20 protein-coding genes are annotated in these 20,495 nt (G+C 43.1%); 15 read left to right on the top strand and 5 right to left on the bottom strand.

The features are described 5' to 3' along the window. Window positions 1-23: 23 nt before the first annotated feature. The 12 genes from EAG18_RS03670 (at window position 24) to EAG18_RS03615 (ending at window position 12,225) form a co-directional block, all read left to right on the top strand. Window positions 24-716 (top strand): UTRA domain-containing protein, encoded by a 693-nt coding sequence (locus EAG18_RS03670; RefSeq protein ID WP_125251051.1) that lies wholly within the window; start codon window positions 24-26, stop codon window positions 714-716. A 645-nt stretch (window positions 717-1,361) separates the two neighbouring features. Then, complete coding sequence (locus EAG18_RS03665) at window positions 1,362-3,767, top strand: aminotransferase class I/II-fold pyridoxal phosphate-dependent enzyme (RefSeq protein ID WP_125251050.1); 2,406 nt, start codon at window positions 1,362-1,364, stop codon at window positions 3,765-3,767. Window positions 3,768-3,783: 16 nt separating this feature from the next. Beyond that, window positions 3,784-4,020, top strand: a complete 237-nt coding sequence (locus EAG18_RS03660) for a phosphopantetheine-binding protein (protein WP_125251049.1) — start codon at window positions 3,784-3,786, stop codon at window positions 4,018-4,020. Continuing rightward, window positions 4,011-5,651, top strand: coding sequence for an AMP-binding protein (locus EAG18_RS03655; RefSeq protein ID WP_125251048.1), 1,641 nt, complete (start codon window positions 4,011-4,013; stop codon window positions 5,649-5,651). Before EAG18_RS03660 ends, EAG18_RS03655 begins: the two co-directional genes overlap by 10 nt. Further along, window positions 5,648-6,061: a gluconate 2-dehydrogenase subunit 3 family protein gene (locus EAG18_RS03650; protein ID WP_125251047.1), complete on the top strand. Its 414-nt coding sequence runs from the start codon at window positions 5,648-5,650 to the stop codon at window positions 6,059-6,061. Before EAG18_RS03655 ends, EAG18_RS03650 begins: the two co-directional genes overlap by 4 nt. Further along, window positions 6,051-7,631 (top strand): GMC family oxidoreductase, encoded by a 1,581-nt coding sequence (locus tag EAG18_RS03645; RefSeq protein WP_125251046.1) that lies wholly within the window; start codon window positions 6,051-6,053, stop codon window positions 7,629-7,631. The genes EAG18_RS03650 and EAG18_RS03645 overlap by 11 nt, the downstream gene beginning before the upstream one ends. Window position 7,632: 1 nt before the next feature. Continuing rightward, window positions 7,633-8,922: an FAD-dependent oxidoreductase gene (locus tag EAG18_RS03640; RefSeq protein ID WP_125251045.1), complete on the top strand. Its 1,290-nt coding sequence runs from the start codon at window positions 7,633-7,635 to the stop codon at window positions 8,920-8,922. Then, a complete protein-coding gene (locus tag EAG18_RS03635; RefSeq protein WP_125251044.1) occupies window positions 8,922-9,104 on the top strand; it encodes a hypothetical protein in 183 nt (60 codons plus the stop codon). Before EAG18_RS03640 ends, EAG18_RS03635 begins: the two co-directional genes overlap by 1 nt. Before the next feature lie 101 nt (window positions 9,105-9,205). Next, window positions 9,206-9,907, top strand: a complete 702-nt coding sequence (locus EAG18_RS03630; RefSeq protein WP_125251043.1) for a hypothetical protein — start codon at window positions 9,206-9,208, stop codon at window positions 9,905-9,907. Continuing rightward, window positions 9,908-10,630 (top strand): SDR family NAD(P)-dependent oxidoreductase, encoded by a 723-nt coding sequence (locus EAG18_RS03625; protein ID WP_125251042.1) that lies wholly within the window; start codon window positions 9,908-9,910, stop codon window positions 10,628-10,630. Between the two features lie 11 nt (window positions 10,631-10,641). Next, window positions 10,642-11,250 (top strand): VTT domain-containing protein, encoded by a 609-nt coding sequence (locus tag EAG18_RS03620; protein ID WP_125251041.1) that lies wholly within the window; start codon window positions 10,642-10,644, stop codon window positions 11,248-11,250. A gap of 27 nt (window positions 11,251-11,277) precedes the next feature. After that, complete coding sequence (locus tag EAG18_RS03615; RefSeq protein ID WP_125251040.1) at window positions 11,278-12,225, top strand: helix-turn-helix transcriptional regulator; 948 nt, start codon at window positions 11,278-11,280, stop codon at window positions 12,223-12,225. Window positions 12,226-12,252: 27 nt separating this feature from the next. Here the strand turns inward: EAG18_RS03615 and EAG18_RS03610 are convergent, their stop codons facing one another. The 4 genes from EAG18_RS03610 to EAG18_RS03595 all read right to left on the bottom strand — a co-directional run bounded on the left by EAG18_RS03610 (window position 12,253) and on the right by EAG18_RS03595 (window position 16,514). Then, window positions 12,253-12,936, bottom strand: a complete 684-nt coding sequence (locus tag EAG18_RS03610) for a hypothetical protein (protein WP_125251039.1) — start codon at window positions 12,934-12,936, stop codon at window positions 12,253-12,255. A 196-nt stretch (window positions 12,937-13,132) separates the two neighbouring features. Next, window positions 13,133-14,239: a 2-aminoethylphosphonate--pyruvate transaminase gene (gene phnW, locus EAG18_RS03605; RefSeq protein ID WP_125251038.1), complete on the bottom strand. Its 1,107-nt coding sequence runs from the start codon at window positions 14,237-14,239 to the stop codon at window positions 13,133-13,135. Between the two features lie 353 nt (window positions 14,240-14,592). Continuing rightward, window positions 14,593-15,606, bottom strand: a complete 1,014-nt coding sequence (gene galE, locus EAG18_RS03600) for a UDP-glucose 4-epimerase GalE (RefSeq protein WP_125251037.1) — start codon at window positions 15,604-15,606, stop codon at window positions 14,593-14,595. 23 nt (window positions 15,607-15,629) lie between these two features. Then, window positions 15,630-16,514, bottom strand: a complete 885-nt coding sequence (locus tag EAG18_RS03595) for a hypothetical protein (RefSeq protein WP_125251036.1) — start codon at window positions 16,512-16,514, stop codon at window positions 15,630-15,632. A 135-nt stretch (window positions 16,515-16,649) separates the two neighbouring features. Here EAG18_RS03595 and EAG18_RS03590 point away from each other — a divergent pair, with 135 nt between their 5' ends. From EAG18_RS03590 to yjjG, 3 genes are all read left to right on the top strand, one after another. Further along, the gene (locus EAG18_RS03590) at window positions 16,650-17,549 is read left to right on the top strand and encodes a phosphoribulokinase (protein ID WP_125251035.1); all 900 of its coding nucleotides are present in this window, start codon (window positions 16,650-16,652) and stop codon (window positions 17,547-17,549) included. Window positions 17,550-17,646: 97 nt separating this feature from the next. Beyond that, window positions 17,647-18,180, top strand: a complete 534-nt coding sequence (gene yjjX, locus EAG18_RS03585) for an inosine/xanthosine triphosphatase (RefSeq protein ID WP_125251034.1) — start codon at window positions 17,647-17,649, stop codon at window positions 18,178-18,180. Beyond that, window positions 18,180-18,857 carry a pyrimidine 5'-nucleotidase gene (gene yjjG, locus EAG18_RS03580; protein ID WP_125251033.1) on the top strand — a complete coding sequence of 226 codons (678 nt, stop codon included), beginning with the start codon at window positions 18,180-18,182 and terminating at the stop codon, window positions 18,855-18,857. The genes yjjX and yjjG overlap by 1 nt, the downstream gene beginning before the upstream one ends. 886 nt (window positions 18,858-19,743) lie before the next feature. Here the strand turns inward: yjjG and rlmB are convergent. Continuing rightward, complete coding sequence (gene rlmB, locus EAG18_RS03575; protein WP_125251032.1) at window positions 19,744-20,484, bottom strand: 23S rRNA (guanosine(2251)-2'-O)-methyltransferase RlmB; 741 nt, start codon at window positions 20,482-20,484, stop codon at window positions 19,744-19,746. Window positions 20,485-20,495: the final 11 nt, after the last annotated feature.

Here is a 20,495-nt window from a genome sequence, read left to right as displayed (position 1 = left end):
CAAAAGGTTTTCTCGACTCAATTATGCTGCTTTATCAACGTATTCGAAACCATATCCAAGCGCTGCTCGCCGCTGGCAGCATGACGCCCGGTGCCAAATTACCTTCAGAGCGCGCGCTGCAAGAAACATTTAGCTCAACACGGATCACCGTCCGTGAAGCCCTAGCACGACTAGAAGCCGAAGGACTTATCTTTAGCCAAAAGCGTCGCGGCTGGTTTGTCACGCCGGAAAAGCTCAAATGGCACCCCGCTAAAAAAGTAAACTTTAACCACCTTGCCATTGAACAAGGCTTTGCACCAACAACTCAAGTAGTGGCAATTAATGCCCCTTCCATAGAGCCTGAGTTTAGCCACTCTCATTTTGACGGCCAGCCGGTGTATGAACTAACTCGAGTACGCGCGTTAGATGGTCGTGCAATAATGATGGAACAGATCTATTGTGCAGCCGAACGTTTTGCCGACTTACACAACCAACCACTGGATGGTTCTATTACGGAAGTGATGTCAACTCACTACCACGTTGACGTCAGCTTTGAACAGTGCGTAATAAGCGTCACAGTACTACCCGATGATGTTGCCGACAAACTAGAAAAGAACAACGGTGCTCCTTGCTTAAAGGTACTGCGCGCCCGCTATGACGCCGAACAAGTCTTGGTGGATTACAATATTGAATATTGGCTTCATGACGCCATAGAAATGATCGTCGAGGGCGTCTAACGCCGCAGCCTTTGCACATTAATCACACGATAGACACTATCATTACATTGAATATCGATATCATGAGGCCATCGAAATGAATGATCTTTGAGGGGGTCTAACCCCTTAGATCAACTTTAACAACGCAATCTTTCCCATTAAACATCATATATTTATTCCACCGAATACTGGCTCTATAACGCCATCGAGATGCTCGTTGAAGAGGCAACTTTCAAAAGGTCAGAACATAGATATATTCTTCCTTTCGAATTAGCGCCGAACAACAGGACTGTTTTGTCCCCAAAAATCAATATCAGAAAAAACTAAAAATTACTATTGTTAATTTTTAGTTTTAAATTATTTCAATCAGACTTTTTAATCTTCCTAATTACTTGTTAGCAACAAGGCTGAATCTAGAGTAAAAATTCTAAGTAAAAGCTTATTATCTTTTTTATATAATATTTGTACCCACACCAGCCAAATCAAATAAAAAATAGGAGTAAAACCCGGGCGACACCAGCGCAAAAAAACAATTAAAAAACAAAAATAAAACAAACCAGCAACATAAAGCCATCAAAATTAATTCAATTAAAAAAACAAACCCAAAAACAAAATAGTATACGTACAAAGTTGTTCCTTAATTGACCGCAACTCCAAGGAACAACAATGGAAAATAAACAACAAGAAATAGTCACAACGGTGTACCGATCCTTATCGGAAATAGAGGAACAAAAGTGGGATTCTGCAGGAAAATCGACAGGGTTAGATCACAAGTTTTTAAACATTGTCGAACAGTCTAAACTCAATAACCTTGCTCACTTTTATATCCATCATCAAAGTCATGATGCCTCAGCTAGAGCTAATTGCTATGTCGTTGATTTTGACTTTGCAACCACAGATCAGAGTCTTAGCGAGATAATCACCCCTATCAAAACTTGGTTCCCCAAGTTTATGGATTTCAAGGTATTTGAGCTTGGTTTATTTACTATGATAGGGGATGGATTTGAGAGCACCTCAAATGCTGAATCGCCATGCAGCGCTGAGGCGTTTCTTATCAAAACCATAGAATCCATGGAAGTACTCGGCAGAGAATGTCATAACGACTTTTTTTTAATTAGAGATATTCCCACCTCACAAATAGAATACCTCGCCACACTGCTCAAACCATACGGCTACTTGCCCTGCTCAGGCTTTACAAATGCCGTACTGTATAATCAATGGTCAACTTTTGATGCGTACCTTGATTTTCAAAATAGTAAAACAAGAAACAAAATGAGATCGGCTTTAAAGCTAGAAGAGAAGTTTGGCATCAAAGTTGAGGTAACCAAAGACTTCAAACACCTAAGCAAGGAAATGGAGCGGCTGTGGCAAAACGTAAATAAAAACTCGAAAGACTACAGTAGAGAGCAGCTAACCGCTGATTTTTTTCTACAGACCCAGCTAAACTGCCCAGAAAACAGTGAAGTGATCACCTTAACCTATCAAGGTAAATTAATCGCCTTTATGTATAACTTAATCGGCGATGATGACTATATCATGCTTGATTGGGGTGTTGATTATAACTTCGAACATTATAAAGCAGCTAATTTATACCGGGCGGCGTCGCTGCTGAGTATAAAGCGCATGATCGAGCTGAAAAAAGCACGTCTGGAACTTGGTATAACCAATTATACGCCTAAGTTATTTCTAAGCGCGACACTCGAGCCAAAGGCATTTTTTATTAAACACAAAAATGATCCAGAGTTATCTGAAGCCCTAGCAAGAACCCTCACGGATAATATTCACCACGCTGAGAAGTTAAGCTTTACAGATCAAGCGGGCAACGAGAGTGAAGTAGATGAACAATACTGGCGTGATTATATTCATCAACTGCTTAATGGTGTTACACATACAGATGTACTTCATAAAGCTAAGCAATACAGCGATAATCTACAACTCAAACTTGCCGGTCTTTATGGCTTTTACCCTGAGTTTTATAGTGGACAATATTCCACTATAAAGAATGAAAAAAATGAAGACATTATATTACTTGGCACTAATTCATATTTAGGTCTTAATACTGATCCTCGCTTAATTGAAGCTGCAACCACTGCGACCCAGCACTATGGCACAGGTTGTTCTGGCTCCCCCTTACTCAATGGCACGCTTGATTTACATACAAAACTAGAGAAGTCATTAGCAAACCTGACAAATAAGCAAGCTGCTTTGCTTTGTAGTACCGGCTACCAAACTAACCTCAGCGCACTCTCTGCGATAGCAGACAAAGATACTTTGGTGTTGATGGATGAGAGAAATCATCGCAGTTTATATGATGCAGTTAAACTTTCAGGGGCGCAAATCAAGGTATATGCACACAAGGACTACCAACAGCTCACTCGAATTTTACAAAGAAATCAAAATAGGCCATCGCTTATCGTTAGCGATACCGTATTCAGCATGGAAGGCACCACAGCCGATCTTGATGCGCTAGTAACAATCAAAAAAACCTTTAATAGCCGCCTTTTTCTGGATGAGTCTCATGCGATGGGCGTTGTCGGCGTTTATGGCGAGGGGTTAGCAGTTGCCTCAGGATTAGATAGTGACGTCGACTTAATCATGGGGACATTTTCTAAATCGTTTGGGGCGTTAGGAGGCTTTGTTTCTGGGGATAAAAAGGTAATTGACTACATCAAGCACCACGGAAGCGGCCATATTTTCTCCGCAAGCTTACCCGCTAGTATCTGCGCAACCGTATTGGCGAGCATTAACATCTTTAAAGAAGAGCCACGGCGAAGAGAAAAATTAAAAGAGTTAACACAATATCTATCTCAAAAATTAAAGCACATTGGTTTCAATGTACAAGGCAGTGAAAACGTTCCCATTATTCACCTGATCCTTGGGCATGGAACCTTGGCATTTGCCGCCTACAACATCCTGTTAAAACGCGGTGTGTACGTCAACCCTATTATGCCACCAGCAGTTCCACCTGAAGAAGCTGGATTTCGTATTAGCCTGATGGCCAACCACGAAGCCGCTGATATTGACAAAGCCATAGCCGAATTTACTCGCTTATATCAAGAAATAAACCAATAACTTCAAAGGAATAACCATGATGATTAAGACATTAGTTTTAGCTGTTCTTGAACAAAAATATACCAAAAACAAAGTACACACACAAAGCAGATTAGTTGAAGATTTAGGGCTGGATTCTTTAAAAATAATGCAGCTACTTTCCGACCTTGAAGATTCATTTGACCTGTCACTTCCTGATGTCGACTTTCAGTCTATTAGCACTGTCGAAAAGCTGTCGTTATTTATTGAGAAGGAGTCATCCGTATGCGCTTAAGTTATCAGCTCGCAAGCTCAACCCCAACACGTGAAGTTTTTCTTGCCGCCTTAAATGAAACTCAGGCTGGGATCTACTTTTATCAAAGTGATTTGAAAACCAAAGAGTTTTTGACTTATTTTGAAATTGCACAACAAGCCAGAACATTCATTCCGATGTTAAGCGCATTAGGTATAAAACAAAAAACACGGGTGTTGCTCTGTGCAGAAAATACCAAGGAGTTTGTTATTGCTTGGTTTGCGCTATTACAAATTGGCGCGGTGCCGGTGCCAATGCCACCGTCAGCAACTCTCGCAGGTGATAATCAATTTGCAGCTCGGGTAGAGCCTATGCTAGCTCATCATGAGCACTTTATTTGTCGCCAAGGGGACGTTGATAAATTAACGACAGCAAACATCACATTTATTAATATTGCTGGATTTTCAGATTGCCTTGAGACCGATAGTTCACCGATCACATTACCTTCTTTTGCTGACAGTGATGAAGCATTTATACAATACACTTCCGGCTCCACATCGGCGCCAAAAGGCATAGTGATCAACTATCGAAATATTGTCGAAAATACAGCAGCATTAGCCAGCGCGACTCAGACTAACAAGCAACCAACCTTTCTAACTTGGCTGCCGCTGTACCATGACTACGGATTAATTTGTAATTTCATGCTGTGCTTATTACAAGGTTATGATCTTATCATTACCTTGCCCATGGCTTTTATAAAGCGGCCAATCAAGTTTTTACAGCTTGTAGCTCAACACCAAGCAACCTCTATGTGCATGCCGAACTTTGCCTTAGAGCATATACACAAAGCTGTAGTACAAAAACAAGCAGCGTTGGATTTAGATCTTTCCTCAGTGCAATGGTGGTCAATTGGTGCCGAACCCATTTCAGTGCAAGCGATGGAAAACTTGTACCAAGTGCTATCTCCTTACGGATTGGCCGCAACGGCACTATCGCCCTCTTATGGGCTTGCTGAAGCGACGGTAGGCGTGAGTGTCTCACGCCCCAATACACCATATGAAACCGTATTGCTAAATCAAAGAAAAGTCATACTCAACGGACAACCTATAAATGGTCTAGAAATAGAAATTAGAAATAAAGATAAGCAGGGGTTTGGGGAGTTGTGGCTACGTGGAGATAGCATAGCAAAACATGCTTATGTTGATGGAAAGAAACTCTCAATCACCGATCCCAAAGGTTATGTATTTACAAAAGATATTGCTGCCATTATTTCAAATCAGGTAGTTATCTCTGGCCGTCAAGATGAAATGATATGTCTTCGTGGAGAAAATATTTTTCCCTATGATATCGAAGCGCTTGTACGACAACTTACTGAGCTACCTATTCGCCGTGTAGCATGCTTTTTTGTACCGATGAACAACAGCGTAAAAACGGTATTGATGTATGAATCAAAAGAAAAGCATGTCCACCTACATGAGCGGCTTCATCAACAAATATTTGCCCATATCGCTGCACATAGCACATTAAAAGTAGATGAAATGATAGCGGTTCCGACCAAAGCGGTTCCTGTTACTACTTCTGGCAAGATCCAAAGAACAAAAGCCAGAAATCAGTATATTCAAACCGGATATAAAGATATTGCGGTGTTAAGAACAACAAGGGCAAGCGCATGAAACTGAATCAAAAACACATTTCAGTCATTGAGGCCCTTTGTGTCGGCGTGATCCCTACATCAGATACTGTTGGGGCAAAGGAATTACCAGTCGCCGAGATGATAGCCTTAGTTTACGAATATTGGCCAGAGTTTAAAAAATCAAGCTTTAGAGAATCACTTGATGCCGTAGACCAATTTTGTTTTCAGCTATTCAATATTCATTGCGCTGGTGTCTCTCAAGCACAAGCACTGATGTTGGTGAATGAGATTAGCTGGAAGGAAGAATTTTCCAGCTTTTGGGTGCCATTTCGCGTGATGTGTGTACTTAATTATTATGGTCATCCTGAGGGGGCTGCTTCAATAAACATGCCTGGCCCTTCTATTGATACCGGTGGATATACGTCACAAGGAGAGCGAAATGGAATTTGATTATGATGCAATTGTCGTTGGCGCAGGGGCTGCTGGTGCAGTCTACATTTCCAAACTTGCCGCTGCTGGCCTGCGCATTTTAGCAATTGAAAAAGGCCCGCATTATCGCAATCACAAACAAGATTTTTTTGAAAGTGAATTGGCGATATTTAAGCTACTTTGGGACAACAACCAATACAAAGTTGAAGGTAAAGCATTTAGAGCCACTCCCAACCTAGGTCAAGCTGTTGGCGGTGGGACATTAGCTTGGACAGCGGTTGCACTGCGTTTTTTTGAACATGACTTTAAGTTTGCCTCAAACTGGGGAATTCCGCAGTCTTCGTCTGTAGCAGATTGGCCAATTGAATACAAAGCACTCGCCAGACATTATGATGAAGCGGAGCGTGTAATGGGGGTATCGGGGAGCACCACAGCGTGGGATTTACCCAAAGCACCACCCCCACCAAACCCTCCAATTGATCTTTATAGAAGTTCAACACTATTTAAGCAGGCATTTGAGCGCTTAGGTATGAACTGGGCGCCAGGGCGTATTGCAACCAATTCAGTCAGCTATCAAAATCGCTCCTCTTGTCTGCACTGTGGACACTGCCGAGCAGGATGCCGTGTCGATGCTAAATACCAAGCGGATAAAGTGCTGATTGAGCCGGCCTTGCGCACAGGGCTAGTAACTCTAAAAACCGAATCCTTGGTGACACGATTAGAAACAACTCAAAATGGTAAACGTATTTCCACGGTCAACTACTTGGACTTAACAACAGGAGAACGTCATCAAGCCAGTGCACGGTTTGTTATTGTTTGCAATAACCCCATTGAGACACCAAGGTTACTGCTTTCATCTACAAATGATGCACATCYTTTTGGTATTGGAAATCAATACGATCAAGTGGGTCGCCACTTTTTCTGCCACCTCGGCACGATTGGGCTGGGAACAACTAGTCAAGATTTAAGGATGTCTGTTGGACATAATATGGGAAACATTATGTCTTTGGATTTCTGTGAAGATAGAACCAACAATGGCTATTCTGGAGGGTATACATTACTGAGCCTTAATGGCTCAGGTGCTGGTGTCGCCGCGCTTGATCCTTTAGTGCAAGTGAACGGCCATGAGCTCAAGGCAATAATGAAAGAATACAATAACAGCTTAATGCTACTTTCTTTCATTGAAGGGCTACCCTCACCAGATAATCGAATAACGCTTGTTGAGGGAGAGTATGATCAGTATGGCATGCCACTAGCTAAAGTGACCTACAACTACCTTCCCAACGATTTAATGGCACTTCAAGCAGCACAACACCGCATTCGCGACGTGCTTTATGCCGCAGATGCGTCAAATGTACATATTTCCCCTGAGTTTGAAGCACATCCAATGGGCACCATGAGAATGGGAAATAATCCCCATACTTCAGTCACTAATTCCTTTGGCAAAGTACATGGTGTCAATAACTTATATATTGGAGGTGCATCGTTATTTGTCACCGGTAGTTCCGTTAACCCTACTCTCACTATTCATGCACTGGCACTTCGAAGCTGTGAAAAGATAGTAGCACAATGGCAGGAGCGAAATAATTAATATGAGTAATCCAGATATCATCGTGATAGGGGCAGGACTTTCTGGTCTTTGCACTGCACTCACACTCGCACAGCAAAATAAACACGTTTTTCTCATTGAGCAGTTAGATAGGTTTGGTGGTTTATGTGGTCAGCATGATGTCAATGGCCATAGTTACACCATAGCATGCAACGATTTTGGTAATGGCATGATAAATAGCCTAAAACGGTTAGGGGTGAAAACACAATTTGAAAAGAAAAAAAGCCGAGTCTTTTATGAAGGTGAGACGATAGACACCCCAATCGACTTTATGTTTCTTCTCAAACTGATGAAATCGCCACAGCAGTTTGCAGCCTTACTTAAAGGTATATGGCAGTTCCGCCGCACATCACCGCCGCTGGTCACTATTTCAGACTTTACTAACGCCTATTTAAAGCCTGGCCGGATAAAAGATATTGTTGAGATCCCAGCTTACCTAATGGGCACCTCCCCAGCCGACTTTAATTTGAAGTATTTGGCCTATGAAACTGAATATAAATATGGCTATAACAACCCAGGAGTGCCGGTTGGTGGACCTAATCAATTAGTTAGTGATCTTGTAGCAGCATGTTGGGATCATGGCGTGACCTTGCTCAAAAATACCAAGGTGACTGAGGTCAAAGAAAAAGGTGCCCATATTGAAGTGACAATGAACACGGCGCAGAAAGTTAGCACTATCTCTGCTGCAAAGGTTATTGACACGCGCCCTCATAGCAAAGCTTATCCGCCCGATACAAAACAGGGAATGATGCTATGCCAGCTACGCCTATTAACAAAAAACCATACTTTTGACAGCCGTTATCATACCTACTTGCACTACCCAAAGGATGGTGGCAACGCGATGGACAGGTTAGATAAAGGGCAATGGTGCGCTCAGTTTCCATTTCACTTTTTCCCAAACCCAACATCGGATAACAAATATACAGCGATAAATGTGTTTTTTTATCAACCAAGAGGCATTACACATCTCGACGAAGCAAAACAGCAACAACTACTCGACTATATACTTGCGTGTATAGACAAAATGCTACCTAAGCTTTCTGATAGCATAGTTGAGCATCACTTTTTCGATGCGCAATCTTTTTTTGATGAGTTTCATCAATGGCCGCAGGTCATGCCATTTATTTGGCATGGCAACAAACCATCTAACCAAACCGGCAGTCAGCATATATTCCGTGGCGGGCATACAGCCTACCCGCCGGGCGATCATGCCGGTGCCGCTGTTTTATCCGCCGAAATTGTCAGCAATTTAGTGATGAAGGAAACCCCCTAATGGATCAACAAAGACGAAAAATTATCAAACTGATGGCAACGGGTAGCGCAATGGTCACCTTAAGTCCAAGCCTACATGCCAATCAGTTACTGGAGAAGAAAGTAAAGTTACCACCACAAGTTGGAGGAGGTATGTGTGGTGTCGATCTGAGTAAGTACTATTTAAATAATAACAAAACTTGATAATAGGAGGGTTTCCCTCCTTTTATTTCTGGCGCGAATATTCAATAAGTTCTCTCTTCCTTTAATTACAGTAAATAAATAGCACTGGAAAAGGAAAAAGCATGACAGAAATGAACTCCCTACAAACTTGGCTCACTACAGCACAGGTAAGTAATAAAAAACATCTCAATTCACGCACCATGTTTGCATACAGCTTACAAATTGATGCGCTAACGGGCGGCCATTTTAAGGCTCGTCGTAGCTGGAAAAGTGCAAGTGATGAAGAAATAGCCGTTGAGGAGGTTGTGTGGTGTCAACAACACGGGCTGGTTAGCGCGCAAATGTCCCAGCCCCATTTACAAGAAAAAGGCCACTTAGAAGTCAACCAATTTAAAGGCACTAGCGTATTGAGTAGCTATCGGACTAAGCATAGCGAAAAAAAGAAACCGCTCATATTTGCAAATTCACCTTGCACATTGCTAAGCGTGCCATTCGAAATTGCAAAACATTGGCAGGATTTAATGCAAGGCAAGCGTATTCACTTAGATTACACCGTACTCAAAGTACAAGCACATACAGGGATAACACTTCATAAAAAAGACACAGACTCCAGCACAGTTATCAGTGTCACACCAAAAAAGTGGTTTTGGCGTCTGCTATTTGGTTCAACTGACTTTCATTATGAAAAAGGTTCTCAGCGACTGATTAAAATTGATGGTCTGTTAGAACCGAGAGATCGAAATATAAAGGGTAAGTACGTTGAGTATCTCGGACTGGCGAGATTTGATAAGGCAATCGACTTTGGTTTTTTTAGGGGATTATAAATGACAAAAACGGTATTAATAACTGGCGGTACGCGCGGCGTTGGAGAGGCATTAGTGACACTATGCTTGTCAAAAGGCTATGAGGTTATTGCAACTGGAAGCAGCGCCACTTCAGTGGCCAACGCAAAAACAAAGCAACCAAACGTAAGCTGGTATGTATGCGACTTATCTGAGCAAGCACAGCTTACCTCCTTAGCTAACGCTTTAGAGGGAAAAGCTCTGGATATGGTGTTTCATAACGCAGGCGTGCAGCAGCCTAGGGATTTATTTGTAGCAAATAATGAAGTCATTTCAGTTGAGCAAGAAACCCAGATTAATTTTACCGCACCCATCATGCTCACCCGATTATTGTTCGATAATATCCGTCGTAGCAACGGCACTTGGGTATTCGTTACTTCAGGGTTGGCAATCGCACCAAAGCAAAGCTCACCAATATACTGTGCAAATAAAGCTGGACTACGGGCTTTTTGTAAGTCTTTTCGTGGACAAATCAAATTACATCAGAGTCAAATCAAGGTCTGTGAAGCCATTCTTCCGTTAGTGGATACCGACATGACCAGAGGTCGAGGCAAAGGAAAAATCACGCCAGAACAAGCAGCAGAGGAAATCGTTGCTGGCGCTTTGAAAGGTCAAGCAGAGATCAAAGTAGGAAAAATGCGCGCTGTGATGTTACTGAGAAAGTTATTTCCCAATACCATCGAAAATATCATGCTAAAAGCATAAGGATAGAAACCATGACGACTAAAGTGACATTAGCACGAAGGGTGCTAAATTGGATTTCAGAAAATGGCAAAAAGCCTAAAGCAATCGCGGTGCTTTCTGGTTTATCAATTGGTGATTTCTTTGTTCCGGCATTACCAACTCAAACATCGGTCATGCTACTGGCTTGGCTACAACCCAAAAAAATACTGACCATCGCACTGATGTTTGCAATTGCGGCAGCAGTCGGGTCAAGTATCCTCATTCTCCTCGCCACAATATTAGAAAGCTTTTTACAAAGTGCCATCCCTTCTCAGGATTCCGCTAACTTTGAAAAGTGGCAAACATTTAAACACTATATTAATGAATATGGGCTATACGCGTTAGCCTTGATGTCGCTACTTCCAACGCCGCCAAGAACCATGGTTGTATTGAGTTTACTGGCTGGAATATCTGGGTATTTGATTGTTGCAACCGTGTTTTTGGGCAAGTTACTGTGGTTCACGGCCGTCGTTCTTATTGTCTCACGTGCACCAAACTGGTTACCCAAAATACCTTGGGTCGGAAAGAAGATAGCCAAAACAATTACTTTCCAACAACAGCAGTTAAAACAAAACGTCACGCAACCTATATCAAATAAATAGCCAAAGCTTTGGACAAAAAGAGAAAAGATGAATAATCATATAGCGCCCCGCAGTGCCGCTTTTGCCAGCAGCACCATGTTAAACTTGCTACAAACAGGGTTAGATCGGCTTACAGCTGGGTGCTGTTCAAATGATAACGGCTTTAATCATGCACTTGTCCCCCTTGAAACGAAAAAAGAGTTTGTGTCCTATGTTGCCTCACAATATGGCCTAGAAACATTGCTAAAAATTGCCATTGGTGTTGAAACACTCCTTGATACCCCCACTGGCAACGCATTGCTATATCAAAGCTCACCAACATCTTTGATACATAAATGGCAACGGCTGGAAAAGTATATACACAGTAATCATTTTATTGACTGCGACTTTACTGACACTTACGTAAAGATCCGCCATCGTTCAAGAACCAGCGTTCAACCCTCATGTGCCGAGGACTTAGCAGTTTTGGGTGTGCTTTGTGCTTTACTGCATCAAGTTACAGGTAAACCTGTCTCACTAAGCCCAACCCCTCATGCGCAAACGGCTATTTTTAGTTATCCAAGCCTCAAGGTGTCAACGCCATTGGCGCCTTGCCAAGGGCAATACTGGTTTATCCATTGGTCTTTACCTGACAAAACCACAAAGACAAAAAGAGACAGCACATTTGCACCAACGGGTGGCTGTATAAAGGAGCAAACCAAAGCGGCCATGGTAAAGTTAGGCCTATTAGACATCAACATCATAAAAGTAGCTAAGTGGTTGGCGCTTTCTACACGCAGCCTACAGCGACGATTAAAAGAGAAAAATACCAACTTTGCCGTGTTGCTACAACAAGTCAGAGTCCAAAGGGCAAGTCAAATGTTATTGTCAAATAACACCAGTTTTGCAGAGGTAGGGTTTGTATGCGGGTTTTCAGATCAAGCTCACTTTAGCCGCATTTTTAAAAAGTGGACGGGTATGTCACCGAAGCAATATACCCACATCAACATAGACTGATTAACAGCGCTACGCATAACCTTTGTATTACCATAACGGGGAGTTACGGATGAGCGCCACTTGGTTATCTTTATCGAGCGCCCCTTTAAACTCCAAATACGCCATTTTTTTGCGTTTATCTTCTGGTGCCGGAGTAACGCCTGCATAAGACACGATACGGTTTAGATTTTCGTTAAAGTAAATATCAACGCTGTCCATAAACAGCCACATTCCGAGTGAGCCAGGCCCTACTTGAAAGCGGTGTTTTCCTGCCTTTTCACCTTTGTATGACACCATAAATGGCGCCAGCTTTTTAGCCTTTAAAACTGGCCCTAAGCATTTTAGCTTTTCCCCATTAAGTAATTGCTCGGCGTGCGCCTTGATAAATTCACCAAAAAGTTCTGGCAGGCATAACTTGTCAGTATCTTTTTTGTTATCCTGCCAAATCAGTTCACCAGATAGGTCAAAAGCTGAGACGGTATCGTCTACAATCAATAGTTTACCTAACTGCGATGGATGCCCCTTCGCTATATCGAGTTCAAAGCGCTCCGCTTGCCATGTCGCTTTGGCTTTATATAAGAAGGAATCTTGCTGTTTAACATAGTAGGTTTTACTATTTTCACCAAATGTGGCACCTAGTAAAAACTCAGCATGGGCAATTGGGCTAGCAACCGCTAACCACGCAACCGGCACTATCATTTTGTTTTTCAAATAAAGACTTATTCTACTCATGGTTTCGCTCCTTTTATTATCAATGTAAGGGCACGGCCATGAAAATTATTGAATAAATCCGCCATTTACACGTTATTGTAAATACAAATGAGAAAAGCCAACCGCAGTCGACCTCCTACGCCGTACGCTGGCGGCGAACCAGCACTTAGCTTCGGCAATAGCAACCGCCGCGTAAAGCGTCTCCTGCCCTAACGGTTTACCAGTATTTTGCCTGTGCGATAGCTTTGAGTAGTCCACTAATATCTGCGGCATACACTTCGCCAATATTGCCAATTCGAAAGCAATCTGCGTTTGATACTTTACCAGGGTAAATTACATATCCTTTTTGCTTCAATGCTTCATAAAAGCGTTTAAACTCATAACCTTCATCACTTGGTGAATAGAAAGAAGTGATAATAGGTGAGTGCATGACTTCTGGTAATAAAGCTTCAAAACCAAGAGCTTTCATGCCGCTAACGAGCTGCTTTTGATTTTCGCTGTAACGCTTAAATCGCGCAGCAACGCCTCCCTCGTGGGTTAATTCTTCTAGTGCTTTGGCAAAGGCTCTGACAACATGCGTTGGCGAGGTAAAACGCCATTTACCGTGGTGGTTTTCCATGGCTTTCCACTGAGCGTGAAGATCCAACGAGAGTGAACGAGCTTGTCCTTCAGAGGCAACCAGCAGTGCCGTTTTTGCGATAACAAAGCCAAAACCCGGGACACCTTGAATACACTTATTTGCTGAGCTAATGAGGATATCAATTTGCCACTCATGCATATCCATCTCAATACCACCAAAACTACTCATGGCATCCAAGATCATGACTTTGTTGTGATGTTTCGCAAGCTCAGCTACGCGCTTCGCCGGATTCAGCATCCCCGTCGTGGTTTCGCAGTGTACCATTGCCACATGGGTGATCTCAGGGTATTGCTCAAGCGCTTGTGAGATCTGCTCAAGTTGTGGCAATTCGGTTTCAACAAAGTTGAGCGCTATTACATTAATATTTAGATAGTTGGCTATCTCAATCATACGCGCGCCATAGGCACCATTATTGATAACCAGTAAAGTGCCAGACTTAGTAATAAAAGTCCCAATAGCCGCTTCGACACTTGCTGTTCCGCTGCCCTGCATTAAGGTTGCACTGTAGTCATTACGATACTGTGGATCCGCAACCGCAATTTCACAAAGCTGCCTGCGAATAACTTGCACCACACCTTGATTGTAGTCATCATCCCAAGTGCACCAGTCTTGCAACATGGCTTCTTTCACACTGCGAGAGGTACTAAGTGGCCCTGGCGTCAGGAGTAAATAATCGTTGTTCATAACTTGCCTCTAAGCTGGTCTATACCAGATTATTTAACCGAGTTTTGGTGACAACGGCATGACAGTTTTATGAAACTAAGATTTATGTAGCGATGACGTTCGAAGCTTCGCCTTTGATCTAAAAGGCAAAGAAAAGCGACAGATGTTTAGGTTATTTAACCTGAACTTGGGGTAAGAAGTTAGTAAATTAACTAAAATAACTAAACGCAAAAGCTGTGCTCTCACTCTAGCCAGAAGTTATTTCTTAATACAAGGCAAATTTGTGCGTCAATAGCAGCTCTATTGCAAGCAAATTTAACGCAGTAGTAAGGGATAACAGCTGCTAGAGAACAAGTTGTTATCCCAAGTTTAGGTTATTTATACCCGTTTGGATTATTGCTTTGCCAACGCCAGGTGTCTTCCATCATTGCATCAAGCCCACGCTCGGCTTGCCAACCAAGTTCAGACTTGGCTTTTTCAGGCGCGGCGTAACAGGCAGCAATATCACCATCGCGACGCGGTTTAATTTCGTATGGGATGGCTTTGCCCGCTGCTTTTTCAAACGCGGTAACCATCTCTAGTACCGAGTAGCCATTGCCCGTTCCCAAATTATAGATATGCGTACCTGCTGCTACTGCAATTTTTTCAAGCGCTTTTAAGTGACCAATGGCGAGATCGACCACGTGGATATAATCTCTCACACCTGTACCATCTATGGTGTCGTAATCGTTACCGAACACACCTAAGCTCGCCAGCTTACCAACTGCAACTTGTGAGATGTAAGGGAGTAAGTTGTTGGGAATACCATTTGGATCTTCACCAATTAATCCTGATTCATGCGCACCTACTGGGTTAAAGTAGCGCAGAATAGCAAAGGCCCAACGAGGGTCTGACTTTGCGACATCCTGTAGTACCATTTCAACCATTAGCTTTGATGTACCGTAAGGGTTAGTGGTACCGCCAACAGGGAAGTCTTCACGAATAGGAAGGCTCGCAGGGTCGCCATACACCGTGGCAGATGAGCTAAAAACAAGCTTAAAGACATTAGCATCACGCATGGCATCAAGCAGTGTTAGCGTCCCTTGCACGTTATTTTGATAATACTCAATAGGCTTTTGTACCGACTCGCCTACCGCCTTTAAGCCTGCAAAGTGGATCACTTCCTCAATCTCATATTGCGCAAACACGCTATCGAGAAATGCCTTGTCAAGAATATCACCTTGATGGAATGCGGCTTCCTTTCCTACTATCTCTGAAACTCTATCTAATGAAGTCTGCTGAGAATTACTAAGATTATCAACAACTACTACCTTTTTTCCTTGCTGAAGCAGCTCCAATACAGTGTGAGAGCCAATATACCCTGCTCCACCTGTTACGAGAATCGTCATATCTATTCCTATATTTGTTGTGATCAGTCTTCACTGTGGCAGACAAATGCCAGCTTGTTGTTAAAAAAACTTAGACGAGAAATTGAGGTCTTACAGTAACTTCTTAGATTTCTGAATAAATGTACTTTTTTAGGGGAATTTAAATCACGATAAAAGATTTTATTATCCAGTGCATAGGCCACTTTATTATCGTCTAACCAAGTATAGTCCTGAACCTGACTTGGTAGTGCAAAATATCGCTGAATATGGTCGCTTTGTCTGTGGTAGGTTGCGAACCACATCAAGCCATTAACTTGATAGGTAAAAGCAAACACATCTCGAGCACGGTTGTAAGATAAACTCCGGCCAATATCTTCAGCTAAAATTTGTGGCAGATGGCCGTTTATATCAGTGTATTGTAGGGTATGTGGAGCGCTTTCAGTGGCACCTAAAATAAACATGATTAGGTCTTGGTTATCACCCCAAGCGTGATACCCCACAGGCTCAATATGCTCAAAAACTCGACTTGGCTTCTGCGCATCATCAAACGGATAGAACCATAACTTTTGTTTGCCTGATGCTTCGACCACGATCGCCGTTAACCCTGCGCCACTTGGGTGAAGTGTGGGTGAATATTCAGAGACCGGGGATTGTGTCAGGTTCGTTGTGTGTTTACTTTGAAAGTCATAGAAAAACAGATCTGTTTGGCTCTTACCATCAGTACTTACCTCTGCCGTATAGTAGACTCCAGAGTCGGTTACCAGTGGCTGATTAAAATACGCTGAATTGTCAGTAATTGGCTTTGCGCTAAAGTGCTCAGCTAATTCAGCTAGCCAAATTTGGCTTTTGGGCATAGAAGAATAAGCCGGTAAACAAGATGCCAAGGCAAATAAGCCAACCGCGAGCTTCACACGCATAGAAGAGAGCATGGATGTTCCTTTGATTTTTCGTTGTCGTTATATCGCTGCTCTATGATACCCAACACTCGCCTTCAAGCAAAGCTTGCCAAAAACTTTGCTTCGCGTAACATCGAATTAACTGGTGATGAAAGCTAAGGCAAAATAATGTCAGACAAACACCCTATTATCGCTATTACTGGTAGCTCAGGCGCAGGGACTACAACGACGACAAGCGCGATAAAGCACATATTCCGCAGTCTAAATACCAAGGCCGCATACGTGGAAGGCGATAGCTTTCATCGTTTCACTCGCCCTGAAATGGATAAATTGCGTCGCGAAGCGCTACAAGAAGGTAAACACATTAGCTATTTTGGTGAGGAAGCGAACGATTTTGGAGCACTAGAAAAGCTATTTAAAAGCTATGGTGAAACGGGGAACGGAAAAGTACGCCGTTATCTTCACACATTTGACGATGCAGTGCCATTTAACCAACTACCGGGCACCTTCACGCCTTACCAAGAGTTAGAGCACAATACCGATATGCTGTTTTATGAAGGATTACATGGTGGCGTTGTAACACCGGAATATGATGTCGCTAGTAATGTAGATTTATTAATTGGTATGGTGCCTATCATCAACCTTGAATGGATCCAAAAGCTTATTCGTGACACCAATGAGCGCGGCCACTCCAAAGAAGCGGTTATGACTTCAATCGTGCGCTCAATGGATGATTACATTAACCATATCACCCCACAATTTTCTCGCACCCATATTAATTTCCAACGCGTACCCACTGTAGATACTTCAAACCCTTTTAGTGCTAAAGACATCCCGTCGTTGGACGAAAGCTTTGTGGTTATTCGCTTTCGTGGTATCGAAGATGTCAATTTTCCCTACTATTTACAAATGATTGAAGGCAGCTTCATGTCGCGTGTCAATACCCTCGTAGTACCGGGAGGGAAAATGGGGTTAGCGATGGAATTGGTGTTAACTCCGCTGATTAAAGAGTTGCTAGTAAAAAAACGTGCTCTCGAAAATATGGCACCTGTCGATTTACCGATTTAACCTGGCTTATCTTTTGATAAGAAATAATAGCTTCCTTGCATCACGCCATATCACACTTTACACTGACGTCTTTTAGGGCATTACGAGTAGTTGTAATATGGACGTGCTTACCGTTTTAGTAGGGTCTAAAAACCCAGTCAAAATCAACGCTGCAAAAGCTATCTTTACACTGTACTTTCCCAACGCCAAAATCGATTGTCAGGGCATATCAGCCCCCAGCCTTGTTGCTGACCAACCTTTAGGTGAGCAGGCCACACGAGAAGGCGCGGAAAACCGAGTTACTTACCTTAAACAGCATCACCAAGCTGATTTTTATTGTGCAATGGAAGGAGGCGCGGCCAAATTTGAGTATGGCGCAGCGACATTCGCTTTTGTTGTCATCGCGGATAACACTCGTACTAGTATTGGTCGCAGCTGCAATCTGCCGCTACCGGCATCGGTCTACGCACGCCTTGAACAAGGTGAAGAGCTCGGGCATGTGATGGACGACCTATTCAACACTACTAATATAAAACAACAAGGTGGTGCGATTGGACTGCTGACCAATCACCTCGCCACCAGAGAAAGTAGCTATACTCAAGCGTTATTGCTTGCCATGGCACCGTTTAACCACCCTGAGATGTACCCATAATGTCGCACTACAGCCATATTCTATTTGACGCCGATGAAACCTTGTTTAGTTTTAATGCCAAACTCGGGTTGCAAAAACTATTTGCACATTATGATGTTGTGTTTAGTGATGCAGACTATGAGGAATATAACAGCCTCAACGCACCACTTTGGGTAAAATATCAAAATGGTGAAATTGACGCTAAAACATTACAAGTTACTCGTTTTAAACGCTGGGCAACAAAGCTCAATGTGACACCTGAAACCCTCAATGCTGGTTTTTTAGCGGCGATGGCAGAGATTTGCCAGCCACTGCCAGGTGCTCGCGCCTTGCTTGACAGTCTTAAAGGTCAGTGCACTTTGGCTATCATTACCAACGGCTTTGCCGCACTTCAGCAAAAACGCTTAGAACATACAGGTCTTGTAGATCGTTTCTCTGAAGTGGTGATCTCTGAGCTGGTGGGTAAGGCCAAACCAGATCCTAGTATTTTTGAACACACCTTAGCGTTACTAGGTAACCCTGACAAATCTAAGGTCTTAATGGTTGGTGACACGCCTGCGAGTGACATTTTAGGTGCAAACCGCTTTGGAATTGATAGCTGTTGGCTGCAACACGAAGGTAAAGTTTGTCCTGATCATATCAAGCCAACCTATACCGTAAAGTCACTTGCGCAGCTACAAGCCATTTTAAAGGGGTAATACCCAGCGCTTATTTGCGGGAGCAAATTTACCTTGCGCGCTATAAAACGCTCGCCGAGTAAATCGGCTCCTACCAAAGCTAATTTGTGTGGGAGCAAGTTTACCTTGCACGCTATTAAAAAGTTTGCCGAGTAAATCGGCTCCTACCAAAGATAATTTGTGTGGGAACTTGCTTACCTTGTTCGCTATAAAAAGCTCGCCGAGTAAATCGGCTCCTACCAAAGATAATTTATGTGGGAATACGCTTACCTTGCGCGCTATTAAAAAGCTCGCCGAGTAAATCGGCTCCTGCCAAAGTTAATTTGTGTGGGACCTTGCCTACCTTGCGCGCTATAAAAAGCTCGCCGAGTAAATCGGCTCCTGCCAAAGCGAATTGTATGTGGGAATACGCTTACCTTGCGCGCTATAAAAAGTTCGCCGAGTAAATCGGCTCCTACCAAAGATAATTTGTGTGGGCACTTGCCTACCTTGCGCGCTATTAAAAAGCTCGCCGAGTAAATCAGCTCCTACCAAAGTTAATTTGTGTGGGACCTTGCCTACCTTGCGCGCTATAAAAAGCTCGCCGAGTAAATCGGCTCCTGCCAAAGCGAATTTATGTGGGAATACGCTTATCTTGTGCGCTATAAAAAGTTCGCCGAGTAAATCGGCTCCTACCAAAGATAATTTGTGTGGGCACTTGCTTACCTTGTTCGCTATAAAAAGCTCGCCGAGTAAATCGGCTCCTACCAAAGATAATTTATGTGGGAATACGCTTATCTTGTGCGCTATAAAAAAGCTCGCCGAGTAAATCGGCTCCTACCAAAGCGAATTTGTGTAGGAGCAAGTTTACCTTGCGAGCTTTTACCGCTTTAAAGATGCGCTGCTCTAAACAGCGCTTATCAAATAATTAAAGTGCCGAGCGCTGTCTCAATACTTCAAACAAACATACACCCGTGGCAACCGACACATTTAAGCTAGATACGCTACCGACCATAGGGATCTTTACCAGCTCATCACAGTGCTCACGTGTTAGGCGGCGCATACCATCACCTTCGGCTCCCATAACGATGGCCATAGGCCCTGTTAGGTTGGCATCAAACACGGCGGTATCAGTTTCTCCAGCGGTACCAACCACCCACACTCCTGCTTCTTTGATATCGCGCAACGTACGGGCAAGGTTCGTCACTTGAATGAGCGGAACCGTTTCGGCGGCACCACATGCCACTTTTCTTGCCGTGCCATTCAGTTTTGCTGACTTATCTTTAGGTACAATCACACCATGAACACCAGCTGCATCCGCACTACGTAAACAAGCTCCTAAGTTGTGAGGATCTGTCACCCCATCCAACACCAAGAAAAACGGTGTGGTTTCTCGTTGAATAATGTCATCAAGATCTTTTTCATTGAAAGCCCGCGCCCCTTTGACATTAGCAATAATGCCCTGATGTTGCTCACCATTTGCTTTGTTATCAAGTGCTTTACGCTGCATAAATTGCACCGAAATACCAAACTTACGGGCCTCATTGACCACTTGATTTAAGCGCTTATCTTCACGCCCCTTCAGTGCATAAATTTCTAATAAGCGCTCCGGCGCGTTATTCAAAATGGCTTCGATTGAATGAAAGCCAAAAATTAATTCGTTACTCACGTTAAAGCTCC

The sequence above is a fragment of the Pseudoalteromonas sp. J010 genome (assembly GCF_003934235.1).
Classification (GTDB): Bacteria; Pseudomonadota; Gammaproteobacteria; order Enterobacterales; family Alteromonadaceae; genus Pseudoalteromonas; species Pseudoalteromonas peptidolytica.
Note: the sequence above shows the minus strand (reverse complement) of the source record. Positions and strands in the feature narration are given on the sequence as shown.

Excerpts from the sequence above, each read along its gene's own strand:
- EAG18_RS03670 (WP_125251051.1), top strand. The coding sequence starts at position 24 with ATGCTGCTTTATCAACGTATTCGAAACCATATCCAAGCGCTGCTCGCC.
- EAG18_RS03665 (WP_125251050.1), top strand. The coding sequence starts at position 1,362 with ATGGAAAATAAACAACAAGAAATAGTCACAACGGTGTACCGATCCTTA.
- EAG18_RS03660 (WP_125251049.1), top strand. The coding sequence starts at position 3,784 with ATGATGATTAAGACATTAGTTTTAGCTGTTCTTGAACAAAAATATACC.
- EAG18_RS03655 (WP_125251048.1), top strand. The coding sequence starts at position 4,011 with ATGCGCTTAAGTTATCAGCTCGCAAGCTCAACCCCAACACGTGAAGTT.
- EAG18_RS03650 (WP_125251047.1), top strand. The coding sequence starts at position 5,648 with ATGAAACTGAATCAAAAACACATTTCAGTCATTGAGGCCCTTTGTGTC.
- EAG18_RS03640 (WP_125251045.1), top strand. The coding sequence starts at position 7,633 with ATGAGTAATCCAGATATCATCGTGATAGGGGCAGGACTTTCTGGTCTT.
- EAG18_RS03635 (WP_125251044.1), top strand. The coding sequence starts at position 8,922 with ATGGATCAACAAAGACGAAAAATTATCAAACTGATGGCAACGGGTAGC.
- EAG18_RS03630 (WP_125251043.1), top strand. The coding sequence starts at position 9,206 with ATGACAGAAATGAACTCCCTACAAACTTGGCTCACTACAGCACAGGTA.
- EAG18_RS03625 (WP_125251042.1), top strand. The coding sequence starts at position 9,908 with ATGACAAAAACGGTATTAATAACTGGCGGTACGCGCGGCGTTGGAGAG.
- EAG18_RS03620 (WP_125251041.1), top strand. The coding sequence starts at position 10,642 with ATGACGACTAAAGTGACATTAGCACGAAGGGTGCTAAATTGGATTTCA.
- EAG18_RS03615 (WP_125251040.1), top strand. The coding sequence starts at position 11,278 with ATGAATAATCATATAGCGCCCCGCAGTGCCGCTTTTGCCAGCAGCACC.
- EAG18_RS03610 (WP_125251039.1), bottom strand. The coding sequence starts at position 12,936 with ATGAGTAGAATAAGTCTTTATTTGAAAAACAAAATGATAGTGCCGGTT.
- phnW (WP_125251038.1), bottom strand. The coding sequence starts at position 14,239 with ATGAACAACGATTATTTACTCCTGACGCCAGGGCCACTTAGTACCTCT.
- galE (WP_125251037.1), bottom strand. The coding sequence starts at position 15,606 with ATGACGATTCTCGTAACAGGTGGAGCAGGGTATATTGGCTCTCACACT.
- EAG18_RS03595 (WP_125251036.1), bottom strand. The coding sequence starts at position 16,514 with ATGCTCTCTTCTATGCGTGTGAAGCTCGCGGTTGGCTTATTTGCCTTG.
- EAG18_RS03590 (WP_125251035.1), top strand. The coding sequence starts at position 16,650 with ATGTCAGACAAACACCCTATTATCGCTATTACTGGTAGCTCAGGCGCA.
- yjjX (WP_125251034.1), top strand. The coding sequence starts at position 17,647 with ATGGACGTGCTTACCGTTTTAGTAGGGTCTAAAAACCCAGTCAAAATC.
- yjjG (WP_125251033.1), top strand. The coding sequence starts at position 18,180 with ATGTCGCACTACAGCCATATTCTATTTGACGCCGATGAAACCTTGTTT.